The organism is Rhodovulum sp. BSW8 (assembly GCF_003314725.1).
GTDB lineage: Bacteria > Pseudomonadota > Alphaproteobacteria > Rhodobacterales > Rhodobacteraceae > Rhodovulum > Rhodovulum visakhapatnamense.
Map to the genome: position 1 here is coordinate 147,262 of NZ_QNVX01000036.1, position 17,670 is coordinate 164,931.

Genomic DNA, 17,670 nt, shown 5'->3' on the forward strand with positions numbered 1-17,670 from the left:
CGCGTCGCTCCGTAAGTCGTCCGGGCGACCCTATTTCATAGTAAAACAGTCATCAATTCGAAATGCTGGTCGGGCGGGGCTGTCGACACGGGGCGTTGCCGGGCCAGACGCCGCGAGCGGCGCGACATTCCGGATGATGGGACGGCCGTCCTGTTGATGCCGCAACGGGCATCGGAAAATGGGTCAACGCCGTATTCTTGTGCATTCCGCGGCACGGACGGCGCGATATGGCGACGCGGCGGGTCCGGGCCTTGTCAAATCCGACAATTTCAATCAGCTTTATTTTCGAGGCGGCGTGGGTGGCCAGACCATGAAAGCCGGACCATGAAACCGGAGGAAACCGATGATGACAGACAGAACCGCTAGCCATGGGCCCGCGACCTCGCTCCACCCGGACGATGGGTCCCGGACCGGAGGAGTGTCGGCATGAGCGGCCCGCATTGCGCCCACCAAGGCACGGCGAAGGACGTTCCCGTGGTCCGCGCAGGGTTCGACCGGCTCGAGGAGGGCATGCTGACCGTGGCGCGCCATTTCTTCCAGAGCTTCGCCAAGCCCCAGTCCGAGGGATGGATCCGGGCGCTTGCCGCTGCCGAACAGCGGTTCCGGCCCGGCATGCACGCGGCCAGTGCAGCGGACATGGCGGTGCGCCTGCTGGCCGCCCTGCAAGAGCTTCGCGCCGCGCGCACATCGGGATTTCGCTTTTCCAACCCGGATTGCCCGGGTTGTGCCGCGCGGCTGACCGAGCAGGAACGTCAGTTCATGGACGTGCTCATCGCGCTGCGCCGGGGCAAGCGCAGCAAGGCCCATGCCGCGGCGATGATGCTGTGCGAGGGCAATCCGACCGACAGCTTCCTGCGCGCAATGGCGGATCTTGCCGCCTTGACGATCGTCCGCGCTCCGGCGTGACAGACCGAACCGGGGCGCCCGCCGGTCCGGGCGCCGCAGGATGTGTCCGGTGTCGCGCGGCCCGCAGGACCGGCCGCGTCGGCCGGGGCGCAGTTTCCTTCATTTCGTCAGGATCAGCTTTCCGGTGCGCGTGATACGCAAGCTGTAGGGCATGCCGTCAAGCAGGATGACCGCGGTCGTGCCGCCGCCGGTCAGAAGGCGCGCGTCGTGGACGCGGCCCGTCCGCGCCTCCGCACCGGTGTCGTCGCCCGCCATCTGCTTGCCGACCCGGGGCTCGCGATCCCCTCCGTCACCGGAAGTCCCGACCTCGAATGGCGATGGGGTGTCTCTGCCATCGCAGGGAGCCCCGGTAGATCTATGCGTCACGCCTTGCGCTCCCCTTCCTGTCGCCAGTCCCGTCCGCCGGGGCGCCGGACGCGATGTCACGGGTAAGCCACGGCAGGGTCGGCATGCGGGACTCAGGGGGCCTGGCGGGGGCTGGGGCCTGATTTGGTCTTTCGTTTCCGGGACGGAGTCGCTCCGCGCCCAATCCTTACAAATTCTATCGGTCTTTATGCGGCGCTGAAAGGCGACAATCGGTCCGGTTTCAGAAGGCATGTGCGGGCCTCGGCCCGGCCTTGGTCATGCATTCCCGATCTCTCCATCCTCCAGGTTTTCAAGGAGGTCTTTGCATGGGCGGACCTGACCATGCCGCAAGGTCGAAATCCGACTGAAACGGTCGCCGATCCATTGCTGACCATAATGGTCAACTATTTGTTTTCATTGTATTTTCCTTGACGCGAGGCAGGCTTTTTGCTATGATCCCTGCATGCGCTGCGGCTGGGCGGCGCAGCACCTACGAGACCGAAGGAGATTTCCCATGGCGACCAATACCTGCAGCAGCTGTGCGTTCTTCGAGGACCACATGGCCAATACCGGCGAGACCAAGAAGGACGCGGGCCTGTGCCGCTTCAATCCGCCGATCTCGCAGCCCGAGGCCGATGCCCGGGGGCTGTGGCCGATCGTGCAGATCAACGACTGGTGCGGCCACTTCGAAAAAGAAGACGCCTGATCCGGTTGCCAGCCAGGTCCGCTTGTCGCCAGCCGCGCATCGCGCCGCCAGACAGACAGGCCTCCCAGCCAGCTTGAAGACGGTCCGAACGAAATAGGGGGCGGTGCAGGGCACCGCCCCCGTTTCATGCGATCGAGTCCCGCGCTGTCGCGGATGCGCGTTCGGCAAGGGCGTATTGCCGGATACGTCAGAAGTGCGAGACCTGTGCCCCCGTCAGACGGCCAGGGCGCGAAGAGAGCCCGGTCTCAATGCAGCATGCCCGCGGGCGCAACCCTCTGCCGGGCACGGACAAGGCCAAGCAGCGCAAGACCCAGGTCCTCGGCCAAACGGACCGCCTGGAAGGCCGCGTGAGGTCCCAGGAGCCCCAGGGCAAAGACCAGCGCATCGTCGCGCTCGCCCCCGACGGCGGCTGCGATCATCTCGGCCAAGGTGTTCTCGTCCCCCGTGACCTCGGGGTGATCGAGGGCATTGAAGGTCAACGGGCGGCGCGCCTGCATCAGGGCGGTTTCCATCAGCAGATCGAGGATCTCTTCCTGCATCTCGGCGGCCGGGCCGAAGACCCGCGCGAGATTGCGGCGTATACGGGCACGCGGTGCGGGACCGGCGCGCCAGCCGCGCAGGCAGCGGATCGCCGCGCGCTCGACGGGGGCAAGCGTGCAGAGATGGGCGACGGGCGCGGCGCCGCGGTTGCGGATCTGTGCGGTCATTTCGTCAGGATCAGCTTGCCCGCGCGGGTGATGCGCAGGATGTAGGCCGCGCCGTCCAGAACGATCGCCGTCGTGGTCGCGCCGCCGGTCAGAAGGCGCGCGTCATGGACGGGCGCGGCGCTGGACCCGTGGACAGTCGCGCCTCTCGGTCCGCGTCCGTCCGGTCCCCGATCCCGTGCGACCCATGCGCGGGCTCCGGCCCCGAACCGCCGACCTCGGCCCCCCCGCCCCTCGGGACCCGATGGCGAAACGCCGCCATCCGGTCCGCATGCGGGGTCGAACGCGGCCTCGCGGCCTCGCTCCGGAAGGGCGCGGTCGGCGCAGCGCGCCCCGAGGTCCTCGCGGCGCTTCTGGTCACATCGCATGGGCAGGCTCCTTCTTCGTTGAGTCTTCGGCGAGGATGGCGGCAAGCCCCTCGCGGTAACCTGGATAGAGCAGGGCAAAGCCCGGCAAAGCCTTCAGCCGGTCGTTGCAAAGCCGCCGGTTCTCGGCCCAGAACGCTCCGGCCATCGGAGGCAGATCGGCCTGGTCGAAGGGCAGTCGCGGCAGTCTGGGCAGCCCCAGAAGGTCGGCGGCATGGTCGAGCACGTCGGCGCTGGCCGCCGGCCGGTCGTCGGCGAGGTTCAGAAGCCGGGTGCCCCTGGGGTGGCTCATCGCCGCGACGATGGCACCGGCAATGTCGTCGACATGGATCCGGTTGAACACCTGGCCGGGCTTGTCGATGGCCCGCGCCCGGCCCGACCGCATCTGTGCCAGCGCGTTGCGCGGGCCAGGCCCATAGATCCCCGCGATCCGCAGGATGTCGAGCGCGGCCCCCTTGCGATCGGCAAGCGCTTGCCACCCCTGTTCGGCCCCGATGCGCCCTTTCGCATCCAGGGTGGCAGGCGCGGGAGTGCGCGTCTCGTCGATCCAGGCGCCGCCGCAATCGCCATAGACGCCGGTCGAGGACAGGTAGCCGATCCAGCACAGATCCGGCACTTCGGCGCCCGAGGCCACAAGCGCGGCAAGCGCGGGACAGGCCGTTTCTGGCGCGGCCGCGCCGTCCGGCGGTATCGACACCAGGATGTCCGTCACCCCGTTCAGCCAGTCGCGCAGACTGTCGGCGGCGGCTGGCCGGTCCGCATCGAAAAGATGCACGCGCAGCCCGGCCAGGGTCAGATCCGCCGCACGCACCGGATCGCGCGTGGTGACCGAGACCTGCGCGCCTGCCGCCCGGACCCGCGCTGCGGTCCGGCCCGCCGCATAGCCCGCGCCAAACACGAAAAGATGCCGTCCCGCCAGCGCCCCGGTCATGCCATCACCTCAGGGGCAAGCCGCGCGCGCAGGGCGTCGAAGGCGGTCATCTGGGCCGGGATCAGCGCGCGTGCCGCGTCGCGCCCGAGATAGACCTTGAACAGGACGCCGCCGCGCGCATCGAGAAACTGCACCGACCGTGTGTCCATTCCGAAAAGCGAGCGCGCCACGAAGGCGACCTGCGCACAGGCGCCCGACCGGATATGCCCGCCGATGGGACGCCCTTGCAGGTTGAAGAACCCCTGCGCCACGCGCCCCTCGGGGAGCGGGCCCTTCGCCTCGAGGATCACGTCGCCGGTGTTCATCACCAGGGTGATCTCGCCCCAGCGCGCGATCTCGGCCATGACCTCTTCGAAGGCCGCGCCGGGTGCAAGCACCGCTTCGCCCGCGGGCAGGCAGGCCAGAACCTCTGCGACGCTTGTCTCCGTGCGGACGGCGACGTCTTCGAGCGCGGCGCCGGGATGGTCCGCAAGATCGGCACGGATTGCGGCGGCAGTGTCGGGGGACGGTGTCATCATGCGGTCTCCTTGAAGGGGTGAGCATCAGAAACGCATCGGTCCGGCGCGCGGTTCGGGCGGCCTGGCGGACTCCCCCGACCGAAGTCAGAGCGCGCGCCGCCAGCGGACCGGCCCCCGCAGGCCTGGAATTGGCGGCGCGCCTCGGGCGCGGCTGCGACCGGATCGGCCCGGTTGCCCGCGATCCGGGGCGGCGCCCAGGGGCTTTGTGCTGCGTCTGTTCTCGGACCGTTCATTCGCACCTCGGCCAAGCGATAAGCGCAGGGGACCGGGCGGAACGCTGGGACCTGACATGCGGAATTCACGTAAGGCACCGGTCGCGTGATGAACCGGCACCTTACCTGACTGTTTTTATCAGGAACTGGGGGCGATGGAAAGCCCCTGAATGCGGCGGGGCAGCAGAGGCCGCCGTATGCCGTCCCCAAGGTCCGGCCGCAGCCTCCCGGGTTGATTCATCGAGTTGGATTCAAGGGCCCGGCCAGCGTCCTTCCCCCGGCACGGGCCAGGCTCTGTGCTTGTCGCAGCGCAGCGGCTGAGGATGCCAGGCCTCGGATGTCGCCAGGTCGCCGAATCGCGACCCGACGCCCCCGCTTGTTCGACGGGTCGTCCAGTTCCGGAAAGGAGATCTTGCCCGAAGCCCCGACTTCCCGCCAATCCAGAGTCGCCGGGGCCGCTCGGGCGGCCCGTTCCCGTCGCGCCTCCGATGCCTTCGCCGATGCGGCCCGGAGGCGATGCGCAAGAGGCGCCTTCCGGCATGGCTTACCCAAGCGCGGTTCCGCCGCCATGGCCGGCCACCGCGAGCGGCCAGGCCTCGGCCGCCCGGCAGACATCGGGATGAGGGATTCCGATAGGGTCCCCCGCACGTGACGAGCACAGCGGCTCGACCGGGGCCGGTCGAACGATCCGTCCCGTTCGACCCGATCAAACCGACTCGCAATCCGTGTGGCCTGCGGTCGGCTTGAGAGGCCGGGGCACCGCAGATCCGGGCGGGAAGATCGCGGCGCCCGACGTCACCGAGGGTCTGGATGCGGCGATCCGGCAAGTCCTTGCCGACTTTCCCGGGGCTCCAGGCCATCCGGGTGGGTCTTCACACCGCCCTGGCCCTTGTCCAGAAGGCCGCAACCACCAGAACGCTTTCCTCCCGCCATGAACCGCGCCCCGACGGGTGCGGACGCGCTGCAAGCCTTTGGTTTCCCGCTCGCTCTCCGGCGTCTTCCGATGCCGGGTGTCGCGTGACGGCCGGTCGGACGACGTTGACCCCGGGACAGACAGGACCGGTGCTTCGGCCCGGGCCTCAGCTCTTCAGCAGCGCGAGCGCCTCGGCGAGGTCGATGGCACCGTCGTAAAGCGCGCGGCCCGAAATCGCGCCCGCGATCGCGCCGGTCGCCTGCAGCGCCGTCAGATCGGCCAGCGACGACACGCCGCCCGAGGCGATCACCGGGATCGAGACCGCGCGGGCCAGCGCCTCGGTCGCGGCCACGTTCGGGCCCGCCATCGCGCCGTCGCGGTCGATATCGGTATAGATGATCGCCGACACCCCGGCATCCTCGAAGGATTTCGCCAGATCGGTCGCCGTCACGTCGGTTTCCTCGGCCCAGCCCTTGGTCGCGACCCGCCCCTTGCGGGCGTCGATGCCGACCGCGATCCGGCCCGGGAAGGCGCGGGCCGCCTCGCGCACCAGATCGGGGTTCTCGACCGCGACCGTCCCGAGGATCACCCGGGCCAGCCCCTTGCCCAGCCACATCTCGATGGTGGCCATGTCGCGGATGCCGCCGCCCAGCTGGGCCGGCACCTCGGTCGCGGCCAGGATCGCCTCGACCGCCGCGGCATTGACCGGCGCGCCCGCGAAGGCGCCGTTCAGATCGACCAGATGCAGCCAGTCGCAGCCCGCCTTCTGGAAGGCGAGCGCCTGCGCCGCCGGGTCCTCGCCGAACACGGTCGCCTTGTCCATGTCGCCCCTCAGCAACCGCACGCATTGGCCGTCCTTCAGGTCGATGGCGGGGTAGAGGATCATGGCGCTGTCCTTCCGGGTCCGAGTCGGGGCTCTGTCGCAGGAACCGCCCCGGAATGCAACGGGACCGAGCGCGCGCGGGGAGGGGGCTCGCCTCACGTCACCCTTGCCCGAAAGGGGCCGCCGCGCCAGACTTTGCCCGCATGCTTTGGGAGGAGCACGATGCGCATCACCGTTCTGATCGCGGCCCTGACGCTGGCCGCCACCGCCGCCCATGCCGACCCGGTCGAGGGGGTCTGGCAGACGCCGCTCGACGATAACGGCAATTTCGGGCATATCCGGATCGCGCCTTGCGGCGCCGCGCTGTGCGGTACGCTGATCCGGGCCTATGACGGCACCGGACACCAGATCGACAGCGACAATGTCGGCAAGCAGATCGTCTGGGACATGAAACCCCAGGGCGACGGCCGCTATGGCCAGGGCAAGGTCTGGGCACCCGACCGCGACAAGACCTACAATTCCAAGATGGCGCTGGAGGGCGAGTTCCTGTCGGTCTCGGGCTGCGTCATCGGCATCTGCCGCGACGGCGGGCGCTGGAAGCGGGTACAATAGACACGAAGGCGCGCCGCGCCCGTCTCAGTGGCGGATCTCGACGGTCTGGCGCAGCGCGCCGGTCGCGGCGTCATAGATCAGGATGCGGTCGTCTTCGGTGACCACCGCCACCCAGTCGCGGCCGCGCGTCACCGCCTCGGCCTTGGCGCCGACGGGCAGGGTCAGCGCCTCGGGCAGCGGCAGGGCGCCGCTTTGCCCCGGCATGCGGATGACAAAGAGCGCGACGATCACTAGAAAGCCCGCAATCATCGTCACCATCAGCAGGGTGACCAGCATCCGCAGCAGTTTCAGATCGGGGGGCAGCGCCTCCGGTTCGGGTTTGTCGTCCATGTCCTCGCCGCTCTCCTCGCCTCGCCGCATTGCCGTCCTGATCGGACCGGCCCCGCCCGGCCGCCTTGATAAGGCGCTTGCCCGCGATGTGCCAGAGGAGGCCGGGCTGACCCGCTCGCGCCTGGCCAAGCTGATTGCGGCGGGCGCGGTATGGCGGAACGGCGCGGCCCTGACCGATGCCCGGGCGAAGGTGGCCGAGGGCGAGGAAATCGAGATCGAGCTGGCCGAGCCCGTCGAGATCCGCACCGCGCCCGAAGACATCCCGCTGAGCGTGGTCTACGAGGACGACGCCCTGATCGTGATCGACAAGCCTGCGGGGCTGGTGGTCCATCCCGCGCCGGGCAGCCCGTCGGGGACGCTGGTGAACGCGCTTCTGGCCCATTGCGGCGACAGCCTCGCGGGCATCGGCGGCGAGCGGCGGCCGGGCATCGTGCACCGGATCGACAAGGACACGAGCGGGCTTCTGGTGGCGGCAAAGACCGACAAGGCCCATGCGGGGCTGGCGGCCCAGTTCGCCGCGCATACGGTCGAACGCCAGTATAAGGCGCTGGTCCATGGCGTCCCGGATGCCGCCGACCCGCGGCTGAACGGGCTGGCCGGGGCCAGCTTCGAGACCGGCGGCGTGCTGCGGATCGCGACCCGGATCGGGCGGCACCGCACCGACCGGCAGCGTCAGGCGGTGCTGGCGGCAGACGGGCGGCACGCGGTGACCCGGGTCCGGGTGGTCGCGCCCTTCGGCACGCCGCCCGCGGCGGCCCTGGTCGCCTGCTGGCTGGAAACCGGCCGCACCCACCAGATCCGCGTGCATATGGCCCATGTCGGCCATGCCCTGATCGGCGATCCGGTCTATGGCGGGCGACGGCGGCTTTCGGAAAAGGCGCTGGGGCCCGCGGCGACCGCCGCTGCCGCCGCCTTTCCGCGTCAGGCGCTGCATGCCGCGACGCTTGGCTTCGTCCATCCCGAGACCGGCGAGACCCTGCGCTTTGCCGCGCCGCTGCCCGCCGACATGCAGGAACTTGCCCGCATGCTCGGGGGTTGACACAACCAAGCACGCCTTCGTGAGCGTTTGCAGCATTCACGGTTATTCGACGGAAACCCGCACATGGTCCGTGCGATGAAGGGACCGGGCAGAGCTTGAACCGACCGGTTCGATCATTACCTGCCTAACAAGTGACGCAGGAGCAAAAGGGACCCGCATGAGCAACTATGCCAACCTTCCCGCCCCGTCTCCGGAACAGGGGCTGAACCGGTACCTGCAGGAGATCCGCAAGTTTCCGCTGCTTGAGCCGGAAGAAGAATACATGCTGGCCAAAAGCTGGGTGGACCATCACGACACCGATGCCGCGCACCGGCTGGTGACCTCGCATCTGCGGCTCGCGGCCAAGATCGCCATGGGCTACCGCGGCTACGGACTGCCCCAGGCCGAGGTGATTTCCGAGGCCAATGTCGGGCTGATGCAGGCGGTCAAGCGCTTCGATCCGGAAAAGGGCTTCCGGCTGGCGACCTATGCGATGTGGTGGATCCGCGCCGCGATCCAGGAATACATCCTGCGGTCCTGGAGCCTGGTGAAGCTGGGGACCACCTCGGCGCAGAAGAAACTGTTCTTCAACCTCCGCAAGGCCAAGGCCCGGATCGGCGCGCTGGAAGACGGCGACCTGCGCCCCGAGAACGTGCAGCGCATCGCCCATGACCTGAACGTGACCGAGGACGAGGTCATCGCCATGAACCGCCGTTTGTCGGGGGGAGACGCCTCGCTGAACGCCATGGTGGGCGGCAGCGACGGCGACACCACCACCGAATGGCAGGAATGGCTGGAGGACGAAGACGCCAACCAGGCCGAGGCCTATGCCGAGAAGGACGAACTGGAAAGCCGCCGCGCGCTTCTGGCCCAAGCGATGGACGTGCTGAACGACCGCGAGAAGGACATCCTGATGCAGCGCCGCCTGCAGGATCAGCCGGTGACGCTGGAGGATCTGTCGGCGGTCTACAATGTCAGCCGCGAACGGATCCGGCAGATCGAGGTGCGGGCCTTCGAGAAGCTGCAGAAGCGAATGAAGGATCTCGCGACACAGAAGGGACTGCTTGCTCAGGTCTGAATTCGGGACGAGTTGCCTAAAATTTGTCTCACCTGTTCAGCAAAATCGCCCCATTCCACAACTATCCCGAGCATTGGGGGCTAATTCCCTTTGTTTTTTGGTGTGTGGATATGGGTTTGGATCTTAAAGAGTACCTCGATCGGCTCGCTGAGGCCGCCGGGACCGCCGATATAGACCGTTTCGAGACCATTGCGGACGAGTTGCGGTCCAGGGCTGTGGCCAACGGTTGGCTGCGACCTGAAATCGTCCGCGAGATCGCGGTTCAACGGTCGAGGCTTGCCGGAAGCCAGGCCTTCCGGGAACGGAACGCGCGGCTCAGGACCGCTCATGCCGAGGCAGAAAGCAACGGCGATACCTGCCGCGCCGAGGCGCTGTCCGAGGCGTTGCGGCGCCAGAGCGCGGTGTTGCTGGCCGCGATGCGCACCCCCGAGGCGCGGTTCGAATTGCTGCCCGAGCCCGGACAGGCGCTGTTCGACGCCATCGCGACGGGCGATCTTGCCCGGCTGGAAGAGGCGCTGGCGGGCAGCGACCCGAATGCCCGCTATGGCGCCCGGTCCGAGACCGCGCTGGGCCGGGCTCTGGCGGTGGAACGCCGGTCGCCCGCGGTGCTGCGCTATCTGATCGCGGCCGGGGCCGACCCGAATGCCGGGTTCGCGAAGGGCGTCACGCCGCTGCATGAACTCGGGGTCTATCCCCGCCCATGGGAACCGGCCGAGACCACCGCCACGCTGGCCCGGCTTCTGGTCGAGGCGGGCGCCGATCTCGAGGCGGAAGCCGGGACCTATCGCTGGACGCCGCTGCACCGCGCGCTGCTGGAAGGCACGCCGCAGGTTCTGGACGCGCTGCTGCGCCTTGGGGCGGACCCCAACCGGCCCTTCGCGGACAGCTCCGAGCCCTGGTTCTCGCCCGGCCGGTTGCCCTTGCAGATGGCCGGCGCCTGCCGCGCGATGGCGGAAAGCCTGCTGTCCCACGGGGCCGATCCGCGTGCGCTCGATGCCCGCGGCGAGGGGGTGCTGCCCTATCTCGAACGCCAGCTCGACCGGCATCTCGCCCTCGGCGCCGTTGGCGATCTCTACCGGACCGAACTGGAGGCCGTGATCGAAATGGTCCGGTCCTGGCCGTCCCGCTGCTGACCCGGTGCGATGGCCCGCGACCGCGGGCCCTCCGCCCGTCAGGGCAGCAGCGCCAGCCAGACCCAGACGGTCAGGATCGAGCCCAGCGTGCCGATCAGCACCGCCGAGGCGGCGACCCGCCGGGCCGCGCCGTACATGTTGGCAAAGATGTAGGTGTTGACCCCCGGCGCCATTGCCGCGGTCAGCACGGCCGAGCGGAACTGCCCGGTCGACAGCCCCAGCGCCGTGCCCATGCCCCAGACCACGGCCGGATGCAGCACCAGCGACAGGCCGCAGGCAAACAGCACCGTGCGCAGATCACCCTCGGGGCGGTAGCGCGACAGCACGCCGCCAAGCCCGAACAACGCCGCCGGAAGCGCGGCCCTGACCATCAGGTCCAGCGCGTCCTGCACGACCACCGGCACGCTCAGCCCGCCCAGATTGACCACCAGCCCCAGCGCGATGCCGATCACCAGCGCATTGCGGAACATCGAGCGCAGGATCGCCCCCGAGGTCCGCACGAGTCCCGCGCCGCGGTTGCGGACGATCTCCATCGCGGTCAGCCCGACGCCGTAGCAGATCGGCGAATGCACCGCGATGATGGCATAGTTCGCCTGCAGCGCATCGGCCCCGAAGGCCCGTTCGGTGATCGGCACGCCCAGAAGCAGCGAGTTCGAGAAGAGCCCGATGAAACCGATGGCGACGCTGTCCTCCCAGGTGCGGCCGAACAGGAGCCGTGCCCCGAACGTTCCCACCGCAAAGCCGGTCAGCGCGCCGGAATAGAAGCTGACCAGCAGCCGCCAGTCGAAATTCTGCCCCAGATCCAGCGTCGAGACGGCACGGAACAGCAGGCAGGGGATGGCGAAGTTCTGGGTGAACTTCATCAGCCCATCGACGCCCGCATCCGAGAAAAGCCCGCGCCAGACCGCGACATAGCCGAAACCGAGGACCAGAAAGACCGGAAGGATGACCTCGATCAGCGCTTCCATCAGTCGGCGAGGCTCAGCACCATCCCGTCATAGGCGGGGGTGACGGTCTCGGGGGTTTCGGCGTCGAGCCGGGCATAATCGAGGTCGATATGCATGTTGGTCAGCACCGCGCGGCGGGGCCGGGCGCGGTCGATATAGGCCAGGGCCTCCTCGACGTTCAGATGGGTCGGATGGGGCGTATAGCGCAGCGCGTCCAGCACGAGGATCTCGAGCCCTTCGAGCATCGGCCAGCTTTCCTCGTAAAGCTCGGCCACGTCCGGCAGATAGGCCAGCCCCTGGATCCGGAAACCGAGCGCGTCGATGGACCCGTGCCGGGCGCGGAACGGCACCAGCGTGACCGGACCGCCCGCCCCCAGAACGGTCACCGGCCCGTCGATCGGATGCAGATCGAGGATCGGCGGATAGGGCGAGCCCTCGGGCTGGATGAAGGCATAGCCGAAGCGTGCGATCAGCGCGTCCTGGGTCGGCCCGTCGGCCCAGACCGGCAGCCGCTTGCGCAGGTTGAAGACGATCTGGCGCAGATCGTCGATGCCATGGACATGATCGGCGTGGGAATGGGTGTAGACGACGGCATCAAGCTCGCCCACGCCGGCCTGCAACAGCTGCGTGCGCAAATCGGGCGAGGTGTCGATCAGCACCCGCGTCGTGCCCTCCGGCGCGATGCGCTCGACCAGCATCGAACAGCGCTGGCGGCGGTTCTTCGGATTGTCCGGATCGCAGGCGCCCCAATGCCCCCCGATCCGCGGCACGCCGCCGGACGACCCGCAGCCGAGGATGGTGAAGCGCAGTTCGGCTTTCACGCGGCGGCCCGCCAGCTGGCGGCCTTGGCGAAGAGCCGGTCGAAATTGGCCTGGGTCCGCGCCGCGAAGTCGGCATAGTCGAGCCCGAAGACCTCGGCCCCGACCCGCGCGGTATGGGCCGTGTAGGCCGGTTCGTTGCGCTTGCCGCGATGGGGCGGCGGCGCGAGATAGGGGGCGTCGGTCTCGACCAGTACCCGGTCGAGCGGGGCCGCCGCGAAGATCTCGCGGATCTCCTTGGATTTCGGGAAGGTCGCGATGCCCGACATCGACAGGTAGAAGCCCAGATCGAGCGCGGCGCGTGCCAGTTCGGGCGACGAGCTGAAACAATGCATCACGCAGCCAAAGGCGCCGTTGCGGTATTCCTCGGCGAGGATCCGCGCCATGTCGTCATCGGCAGCCCGCGAATGGATGATCAGCGGCAGCCCGGTCTCGCGCGCGGCGGCGATATGGATGCGCAGGCTGTCCTGCTGCACCCGGGCCGTGTCGGCAGTGTAGTGATAATCAAGCCCGGTCTCGCCGATGCCCACGAATTTCGGATGGCTCGCCAGCGCCAGCAGTTCGTCGACCGTGGCCATCGGCTCTTCGGCCGCGCTCATCGGATGGGTGCCGGCGGCGTAGAAGACGGAGGCATGGGTCTCAGCGATCTCGCGCACCTGCGGTTCCTGACGAAGCCGGGTGCAGATCGTCACCATCCGCGTCACGCCCGCGGCCTCGGCCCGGGCCAGCACCTGGTCCAGTTCGTTCGCGAAGTCGGGGAAGTCGAGGTGACAGTGGCTGTCGGTGATTTCGGGGGTCTCGGTGTCGCTCATCTCGCCTCAGGCGGCCAGCCGGCCGGCGGTCTCGTCCAGTCTGAGAACCGTATCGAGGATGAGGGAAGCCGGGTCAAGGTTCACCGCCCGGCCCTGGCGCGCCCGCGCGGTCAGGTCCTGCGCGGCCTCGGCCCAGGCGCGGGCGGCAGTGGCATCGGGCGCAAGCCGGGTCATCAGCGCGGCCTCGCCCGGCGCCGCCTCGGGCGGGGGCGCGCCGGTCGCCCCGGTCCGGGCCAGCCGGGCCAGCACCAGTTCGATCAGCCTCAGCACCAGATCGAACCGCGCCTCGGCCCCCCGTCCGGCGGTGCTTTCGGCCAGTTTCAGAAGTCGCGACCGGTCCAGCCGAGGATGCCCGGCCAGAAGCCCGACCAGATCGGCGTAAAGCGCCAGACCGTCCAGCCGGGCCAGCCGGATCGCCTCGCCCACCGATCCGCCCGAAAGCTGGGCCAGCGCCGCGCTGTCGCCCGCCTCGTGGCCCGCCTGCGCAAGCGCCCGGGCCATGTCGGCGGACCCGAGCGGCCCCAGCCTCAATTCGCGACAGCGCGAGCGGATGGTCGGCAGAAGCCGCGCGGGAGAATGGCTGACCAGCAGCAGGGTGGCATTCGCGGGCGGTTCCTCCAGCAGCTTCAGCAGCGCATTGGCCGCGCTCACGTTCAGCTCGTCGGCGGAATCGACGATCACCACCCGGCGTCCGCCCTCGGCCGACGAGAGCCCGAAGAAGGATTTCAGCCGCCGCACATCGTCGACCCGGATCTCGGCCGACAGCGCATTGCCCTTGTCGTTCGGCCCGCGCCTGAGAACGAACAGCCCCGGCTCGGATTGCGCCGCCATCCGGCGTGCGACCGGGTGATCGGCGGGCACGGCAAGGCTGTCGGGCGCGGCCTCGGCCCCGAACAGCCCTGCGCCGCCCGCCACCGCGGGTCGGGTCAGCAGAAACCGCGCTACCGACCAGGCCAGCGTCGCCTTGCCGACCCCGCGCGGCCCGCTGAGAAGCCAGCCGTGATGCATCCGCCCGCCGGAAAAGGCATCGAGAAACGCGGCCTGGGCCGCCTCCTGCCCGATCAGGCAGAGGGTGTCGCGGGGATGCGGGGCGCCCTCGACGCGGTCGGGTTCGGGAAGCTCGGCCTCGCTCATGCCAGCGCCGCCTCGGCCAGCCGCGCGATGTCGCGGGCGACCTCGTCCGGCGCGCGATCGGCATCGACCACGCGGCAGCGGCCGGGAAACTCGGTGGCGAGATCGAGGAAGCCCTGGCGGCTTCGGGCCTGCAGCGCCTCGCCGAAATCCTCGAACCGTTCCTCGGACCCGTTGCGCCCCCTGGCGCGCGCCAGCCCGGTCGCGGGCGCCATGTCGAGGATGACCGTCAGGTCGGGCTCGCGACCGATCATCAGGTCGTGCAGCCGGTCGACCGTGGCCCGCAGATCGCCCCGGGTGATGCCCTGATAGACCCGGGTGGAATCGGCGAAGCGGTCGCAGATCACCACCGCGCCGCGATCGAGCGCCGGGCCGATCGTCCGCTCCAGATGGTCCCGCCGCGCCGCGGTGAACAGCAGCAGTTCGGTCTCGGGCGACCAGCGGTCGGGGTCGCCCTCCAGCACCAGCCGCCGGATGTCCTCGGCGCCGGGGCTGCCGCCCGGCTCGCGCGTCAGCACGACCTCATGCCCGCCCGCGCGCAGCCGTTCCGCCAGGGCGCGCGCCTGGGTCGACTTGCCCGAGCCGTCAATGCCCTCGAAGGTGATGAACCGCGCGCGCCCGGCCATGTCAGAGGTCGGCGGCCTTCTTCTCGGCCCAGCGCAGGAAGACCTCGGTCGCGGTCCGCAGACGCGGCACGAAGCCGCCACGCGCCACCTCGCGTTCGGCCACCAGCGGCACCCGCAGCGGCTCCATGTCGGGGCGCTGGATCACCAGTTCACCCAGCTCCTGCCCGGCCTCGATCGGCGCCAGCACCGGATCGTGGAAATGCACCTCGGCCTCGACCGTGTCGCGCACCACCGCCGGCAGGAGAACATCGAGATCGTCCTTCGCGACCAGCCCGACCTTCTCGATCTCGCCCATCCAGACATCGGTTTCGGCCAGACGTTCGCCCCGGCGCAGCACGCCGCGCTGCACGAACTGACGGAAGGCCCAGTTGATGATCCGCTCGCCCTCCTCGGCGCGCTGCTCGGTGCTTTCGAGCCCCGAGATCACGAAGGTGACCCGTCGCCCGTTCTGCAGGGCCGAGCCGACAAGGCCGTAGCCTGCCTCCTGGGTATGGCCGGTCTTCAGCCCGTCGGCGCCGATCCCCAGTTTCAGAAGCGGGTTGCGGTTGAACCGGTTCTGCGGGGCGCGGCCGTCATAGTCGTATTCGCGCTCGCCGAAGAAGCCGTAATATTCGGGGAACTCGTCGATCAGACGCGTCGCGAGGATGCCCAGATCGTGCATGCTCATCCGCTGATTCGGGTGCGGCCAGCCGCTGGCATTGGCGAAGGTCGAATTGGTCATGCCCAGCGCATGGGCGCGCTCGGTCATCAGCCGGGCAAAGGCTTCTTCGGTGCCCGCCAGCCCCTCGGCCACCACCACGCAGGCATCGTTGCCCGACTGCACGATGATGCCCTGAATCAGATCCTCGACGGTCGGCCGGTCGCGTTCATTCAGGAACATCGTCGAGCCGCCCATCGACATCGCCCTGGCCGAGACCGAGAACTGGGTCTCGAGCGTCACCCGCCCGTCGCGCAGCGCCTCGAACAGCATGTTCAGGGTCATCAGCTTGGACATCGAGGCGGGCGGCACCGGCTGGTCGGCATTCTTCGACAACAAGACGGTCCCGGTGGTCTGGTCCACCACATAGGCCGCGCCTGCCCGGGTCTCGAAGCTGGCCTCTGCGGGGACGGACAGCGCCATCAGCGCCAGGGCCCCGGCAAGGGCGGACAGGAAGGTCGGTCGCATGGTCACCTCTCGCATTGGGTCCGGCGTCGCGCGGACAGGTCAGCGGGTCACGGCATAGGCATCCTTGAAGCCCAGCCCGCGCACCGCCTCGATCAGCGCCGCCCGGTCGTCCTCGGTCTTAACGGGGCCGGAGACGACACGCCAGAGCGCCCGCCCGCCCGGGTCCGGCGCGCGGATTTCGGCCGAAAGCCCGGCCCTGGTCAGGCGCGCCGCCGTCTGCTTGGCGCCGTCCGCGCTGTCGACCGTGGCGACCTGCACGAAGCGCCGGGTCAGCGCCGTCAGCGCGGCCTCGGCGTCGTCGTCCTGCGCGGTCGCGGCGGGCTGCGGGTCGGGGGGCCGACGCAGCGCCGTGACGCTAAGCTCGGTCGGCTGCCCGGCCAGAAGCCCGATCTGCGCCGCCGCGTCCGATGACACCTGAAAGCGCGGCCCCGGGCTCTCGCGTTCGCGGCGGAACAGCGCGCCGACAACCGACTGGCCGGTTGCGGTATTGCGAATGATCACGCGCTCGGGGTCGGTCACGTCGGGATGCGCGATCCAGATCCCGCCCAGCGAGGGACGTCCGTCCCAGAGCCCGGTCTCTTCGGCATGAAACACCTCGGGCGCCTCGACATCCTCGCCCGCATCGCGTGCCTCGCGCGGCAAAGTCTGCGGCCCGGCTACATCGGCGCCGCCCTTGCTGCCGAAAAGCCCCGCGCCCGCGCCGCCCTGACAGCCGGCCAGGACGCCCGTCATCGCCAGCAGGATCGGCATCCGCGCGATCCGGTATCCCTGCATGCATCGCCCCTGTTTCGCGCACGTTTGCCGTGCGGCGTCGTCGTCCTCTGCGCCCGGCCGACTCCGGCCAAATGCTGGCCGACCGGTGCAAGATCCGCGCGAATCATATCGTCAGAGGTGATGCAAGGAAAGGCTTGCCCCGACGGGCGCCGCATTTGCCCGCCCCGCCGGCCTGCGCGGTCGCGCCCGGGGCACAAGCCTGTTGTCGCGCCCGGCGGTTCCGGCTAAGCCTGACGAGGTTTGCGCGGCCCCCGGTTTCCCTGGGAACCGGGGGCCGACAACCACGAAACCGTGGCTGAAGGCTCCAGTCGTGAGAACCAACGACGGAAGGGTGGCAGAGAGGTCTATTGCAGCGGTCTTGAAAACCGCCGATGTGCAAGCATCCGTGGGTTCGAATCCCACCCCTTCCGCCACTCTGCGAAAGATCCGTATCGTGTTGATTTAAAACGTGAATTTTTGGCGGAGAGATTTTAAACCGCACACGTCTACCACACACGCCCCTTTCTAGAAGGATCTCCCCGCCCCTCAGCCCCCCATTTAAGTCAGCCTTCACGACCTACTGGCAAGTGATCCGGTAGGCCGACCTTTCCGAGATACCGAGGTTCCGTGCGATCCGCCGTTTGCCGACCCCCTGCCCCAGCAATGCCAGGGCATCCGCCTTCTTCATCCGGGCGCTGGGTTTCCGACCCTTGTACTTCCCGTCAGCCTTCGCCTTGGCGATCCCCTCCCGTTGCCGTTCAAGCATCATCTCTCGCTCGAACTGAGCGACTGTCCGCCGCTTGCGTATCCGCGGCCCCTGCCCG

19 protein-coding genes, 1 tRNA gene and 2 pseudogenes are annotated in these 17,670 nt (G+C 68.9%); 7 read left to right on the forward strand and 15 right to left on the reverse strand.

The annotated features are described in order from the left end of the window. Positions 1 to 426 precede the first annotated feature (426 nt). A complete protein-coding gene (locus DSD19_RS14855; RefSeq protein WP_237399844.1) occupies positions 427 to 906 on the forward strand; it encodes a hypothetical protein in 480 nt (159 codons plus the stop codon). Positions 907 to 1,005: 99 nt separating this feature from the next. Here the strand turns inward: DSD19_RS14855 and hemP (DSD19_RS14860) are convergent, their stop codons facing one another. Then, a complete protein-coding gene (gene hemP, locus DSD19_RS14860; RefSeq protein ID WP_075784349.1) occupies positions 1,006 to 1,161 on the reverse strand; it encodes a hemin uptake protein HemP in 156 nt (51 codons plus the stop codon). 604 nt (positions 1,162 to 1,765) lie between these two features. Here hemP (DSD19_RS14860) and DSD19_RS14865 point away from each other — a divergent pair. Beyond that, positions 1,766 to 1,957, forward strand: a complete 192-nt coding sequence (locus tag DSD19_RS14865) for a hypothetical protein (protein ID WP_075784350.1) — start codon at positions 1,766 to 1,768, stop codon at positions 1,955 to 1,957. Between the two features lie 245 nt (positions 1,958 to 2,202). Here the strand turns inward: DSD19_RS14865 and DSD19_RS14870 are convergent, their stop codons facing one another. The 5 genes and pseudogenes from DSD19_RS14870 to hisA all read right to left on the reverse strand — a co-directional run bounded on the left by DSD19_RS14870 (position 2,203) and on the right by hisA (position 6,486). Beyond that, positions 2,203 to 2,664 carry a hypothetical protein gene (locus DSD19_RS14870; RefSeq protein ID WP_113670148.1) on the reverse strand — a complete coding sequence of 154 codons (462 nt, stop codon included), beginning with the start codon at positions 2,662 to 2,664 and terminating at the stop codon, positions 2,203 to 2,205. Then, positions 2,661 to 2,777 (reverse strand): annotated as a pseudogene (hemP, locus tag DSD19_RS22405) (hemin uptake protein HemP); the annotation flags it as partial. The pseudogene hemP (DSD19_RS22405) and the gene DSD19_RS14870, both read right to left, overlap by 4 nt. A 241-nt stretch (positions 2,778 to 3,018) precedes the next feature. Then, positions 3,019 to 3,957 (reverse strand): NAD(P)-dependent oxidoreductase, encoded by a 939-nt coding sequence (locus DSD19_RS14880; protein ID WP_243628022.1) that lies wholly within the window; start codon positions 3,955 to 3,957, stop codon positions 3,019 to 3,021. Then, positions 3,954 to 4,472: a heme utilization cystosolic carrier protein HutX gene (gene hutX, locus DSD19_RS14885; protein WP_113670234.1), complete on the reverse strand. Its 519-nt coding sequence runs from the start codon at positions 4,470 to 4,472 to the stop codon at positions 3,954 to 3,956. Before hutX ends, DSD19_RS14880 begins: the two co-directional genes overlap by 4 nt. Before the next feature lie 1,294 nt (positions 4,473 to 5,766). Next, complete coding sequence (gene hisA / locus DSD19_RS14890; RefSeq protein WP_075784353.1) at positions 5,767 to 6,486, reverse strand: 1-(5-phosphoribosyl)-5-[(5-phosphoribosylamino)methylideneamino]imidazole-4-carboxamide isomerase; 720 nt, start codon at positions 6,484 to 6,486, stop codon at positions 5,767 to 5,769. Positions 6,487 to 6,645: 159 nt separating this feature from the next. Here hisA and DSD19_RS14895 point away from each other — a divergent pair, with 159 nt between their 5' ends. Further along, the gene (locus DSD19_RS14895; protein ID WP_113670150.1) at positions 6,646 to 7,035 is read left to right on the forward strand and encodes a DUF2147 domain-containing protein; all 390 of its coding nucleotides are present in this window, start codon (positions 6,646 to 6,648) and stop codon (positions 7,033 to 7,035) included. A 24-nt stretch (positions 7,036 to 7,059) separates the two neighbouring features. On the opposite strand, the gene DSD19_RS14900 is transcribed toward DSD19_RS14895, so the two are convergent. Further along, positions 7,060 to 7,365: a DUF6476 family protein gene (locus tag DSD19_RS14900; protein WP_113670235.1), complete on the reverse strand. Its 306-nt coding sequence runs from the start codon at positions 7,363 to 7,365 to the stop codon at positions 7,060 to 7,062. Here DSD19_RS14900 and DSD19_RS14905 point away from each other — a divergent pair. The 3 genes from DSD19_RS14905 (at position 7,364) to DSD19_RS14915 (ending at position 10,594) form a co-directional block, all read left to right on the forward strand. Continuing rightward, positions 7,364 to 8,404: an RluA family pseudouridine synthase gene (locus tag DSD19_RS14905; RefSeq protein WP_113670151.1), complete on the forward strand. Its 1,041-nt coding sequence runs from the start codon at positions 7,364 to 7,366 to the stop codon at positions 8,402 to 8,404. The two genes, DSD19_RS14900 and DSD19_RS14905, sit on opposite strands and share 2 nt — an antisense overlap. Before the next feature lie 157 nt (positions 8,405 to 8,561). Further along, positions 8,562 to 9,461 carry an RNA polymerase sigma factor RpoH gene (gene rpoH, locus DSD19_RS14910; protein ID WP_113670152.1) on the forward strand — a complete coding sequence of 300 codons (900 nt, stop codon included), beginning with the start codon at positions 8,562 to 8,564 and terminating at the stop codon, positions 9,459 to 9,461. Positions 9,462 to 9,676: 215 nt separating this feature from the next. Further along, positions 9,677 to 10,594 carry an ankyrin repeat domain-containing protein gene (locus tag DSD19_RS14915; protein WP_165828149.1) on the forward strand — a complete coding sequence of 306 codons (918 nt, stop codon included), beginning with the start codon at positions 9,677 to 9,679 and terminating at the stop codon, positions 10,592 to 10,594. A 38-nt stretch (positions 10,595 to 10,632) separates the two neighbouring features. Here DSD19_RS14915 and DSD19_RS14920 read toward each other — a convergent pair whose 3' ends face one another. From DSD19_RS14920 to DSD19_RS14950, 7 genes are read right to left on the reverse strand one after another with little or no spacing between them, the layout of a single operon-like run. Next, a complete protein-coding gene (locus tag DSD19_RS14920; protein ID WP_113670154.1) occupies positions 10,633 to 11,562 on the reverse strand; it encodes an AEC family transporter in 930 nt (309 codons plus the stop codon). Beyond that, entirely contained in the window at positions 11,562 to 12,362 is an 801-nt protein-coding gene (locus DSD19_RS14925) for an MBL fold metallo-hydrolase (RefSeq protein ID WP_113670155.1), read from the reverse strand. Before DSD19_RS14925 ends, DSD19_RS14920 begins: the two co-directional genes overlap by 1 nt. Then, positions 12,359 to 13,171, reverse strand: a complete 813-nt coding sequence (locus DSD19_RS14930) for a TatD family hydrolase (protein ID WP_113670156.1) — start codon at positions 13,169 to 13,171, stop codon at positions 12,359 to 12,361. Before DSD19_RS14930 ends, DSD19_RS14925 begins: the two co-directional genes overlap by 4 nt. 6 nt (positions 13,172 to 13,177) lie before the next feature. After that, positions 13,178 to 14,305 (reverse strand): DNA polymerase III subunit delta', encoded by a 1,128-nt coding sequence (locus tag DSD19_RS14935; protein ID WP_113670157.1) that lies wholly within the window; start codon positions 14,303 to 14,305, stop codon positions 13,178 to 13,180. Continuing rightward, positions 14,302 to 14,928, reverse strand: a complete 627-nt coding sequence (gene tmk / locus DSD19_RS14940; RefSeq protein ID WP_075784362.1) for a dTMP kinase — start codon at positions 14,926 to 14,928, stop codon at positions 14,302 to 14,304. The genes DSD19_RS14935 and tmk overlap by 4 nt, the downstream gene beginning before the upstream one ends. Position 14,929: 1 nt before the next feature. Continuing rightward, complete coding sequence (locus tag DSD19_RS14945; protein WP_113670236.1) at positions 14,930 to 16,093, reverse strand: D-alanyl-D-alanine carboxypeptidase family protein; 1,164 nt, start codon at positions 16,091 to 16,093, stop codon at positions 14,930 to 14,932. A gap of 39 nt (positions 16,094 to 16,132) precedes the next feature. Beyond that, on the reverse strand, positions 16,133 to 16,867 hold the full coding sequence (locus tag DSD19_RS14950) for an SPOR domain-containing protein (protein WP_113670158.1): 735 nt from the start codon (positions 16,865 to 16,867) through the stop codon (positions 16,133 to 16,135). Between the two features lie 325 nt (positions 16,868 to 17,192). Between DSD19_RS14950 and DSD19_RS14955 the strand changes: the two genes are divergently transcribed. After that, positions 17,193 to 17,280, forward strand: a tRNA-Ser gene (locus tag DSD19_RS14955). Between the two features lie 143 nt (positions 17,281 to 17,423). On the opposite strand, the pseudogene DSD19_RS22410 reads toward DSD19_RS14955, so the two are convergent. Then, positions 17,424 to 17,636: pseudogene (locus DSD19_RS22410) on the reverse strand (recombinase family protein); the annotation flags it as partial. Between the last annotated feature and the right edge of the window lie 34 nt (positions 17,637 to 17,670).

Bases quoted from the DNA above. Each gene is read 5' to 3' on its own strand.
- DSD19_RS14930 (WP_113670156.1), bottom strand. From the start codon at position 13,171: ATGAGCGACACCGAGACCCCCGAAATCACCGACAGCCACTGTCACCTC.
- DSD19_RS14900 (WP_113670235.1), bottom strand. From the start codon at position 7,365: ATGGACGACAAACCCGAACCGGAGGCGCTGCCCCCCGATCTGAAACTG.
- hisA (WP_075784353.1), bottom strand. From the start codon at position 6,486: ATGATCCTCTACCCCGCCATCGACCTGAAGGACGGCCAATGCGTGCGG.
- DSD19_RS14855 (WP_237399844.1), top strand. From the start codon at position 427: ATGAGCGGCCCGCATTGCGCCCACCAAGGCACGGCGAAGGACGTTCCC.
- hemP (WP_075784349.1), bottom strand. From the start codon at position 1,161: ATGGCGGGCGACGACACCGGTGCGGAGGCGCGGACGGGCCGCGTCCAC.
- DSD19_RS14865 (WP_075784350.1), top strand. From the start codon at position 1,766: ATGGCGACCAATACCTGCAGCAGCTGTGCGTTCTTCGAGGACCACATG.
- DSD19_RS14895 (WP_113670150.1), top strand. From the start codon at position 6,646: ATGCGCATCACCGTTCTGATCGCGGCCCTGACGCTGGCCGCCACCGCC.
- DSD19_RS14870 (WP_113670148.1), bottom strand. From the start codon at position 2,664: ATGACCGCACAGATCCGCAACCGCGGCGCCGCGCCCGTCGCCCATCTC.
- DSD19_RS14935 (WP_113670157.1), bottom strand. From the start codon at position 14,305: ATGAGCGAGGCCGAGCTTCCCGAACCCGACCGCGTCGAGGGCGCCCCG.
- hutX (WP_113670234.1), bottom strand. From the start codon at position 4,472: ATGACACCGTCCCCCGACACTGCCGCCGCAATCCGTGCCGATCTTGCG.
- DSD19_RS14945 (WP_113670236.1), bottom strand. From the start codon at position 16,093: ATGCGACCGACCTTCCTGTCCGCCCTTGCCGGGGCCCTGGCGCTGATG.
- rpoH (WP_113670152.1), top strand. From the start codon at position 8,562: ATGAGCAACTATGCCAACCTTCCCGCCCCGTCTCCGGAACAGGGGCTG.
- DSD19_RS14880 (WP_243628022.1), bottom strand. From the start codon at position 3,957: ATGACCGGGGCGCTGGCGGGACGGCATCTTTTCGTGTTTGGCGCGGGC.
- DSD19_RS14950 (WP_113670158.1), bottom strand. From the start codon at position 16,867: ATGCAGGGATACCGGATCGCGCGGATGCCGATCCTGCTGGCGATGACG.
- DSD19_RS14920 (WP_113670154.1), bottom strand. From the start codon at position 11,562: ATGGAAGCGCTGATCGAGGTCATCCTTCCGGTCTTTCTGGTCCTCGGT.
- DSD19_RS14905 (WP_113670151.1), top strand. From the start codon at position 7,364: ATGTCCTCGCCGCTCTCCTCGCCTCGCCGCATTGCCGTCCTGATCGGA.
- tmk (WP_075784362.1), bottom strand. From the start codon at position 14,928: ATGGCCGGGCGCGCGCGGTTCATCACCTTCGAGGGCATTGACGGCTCG.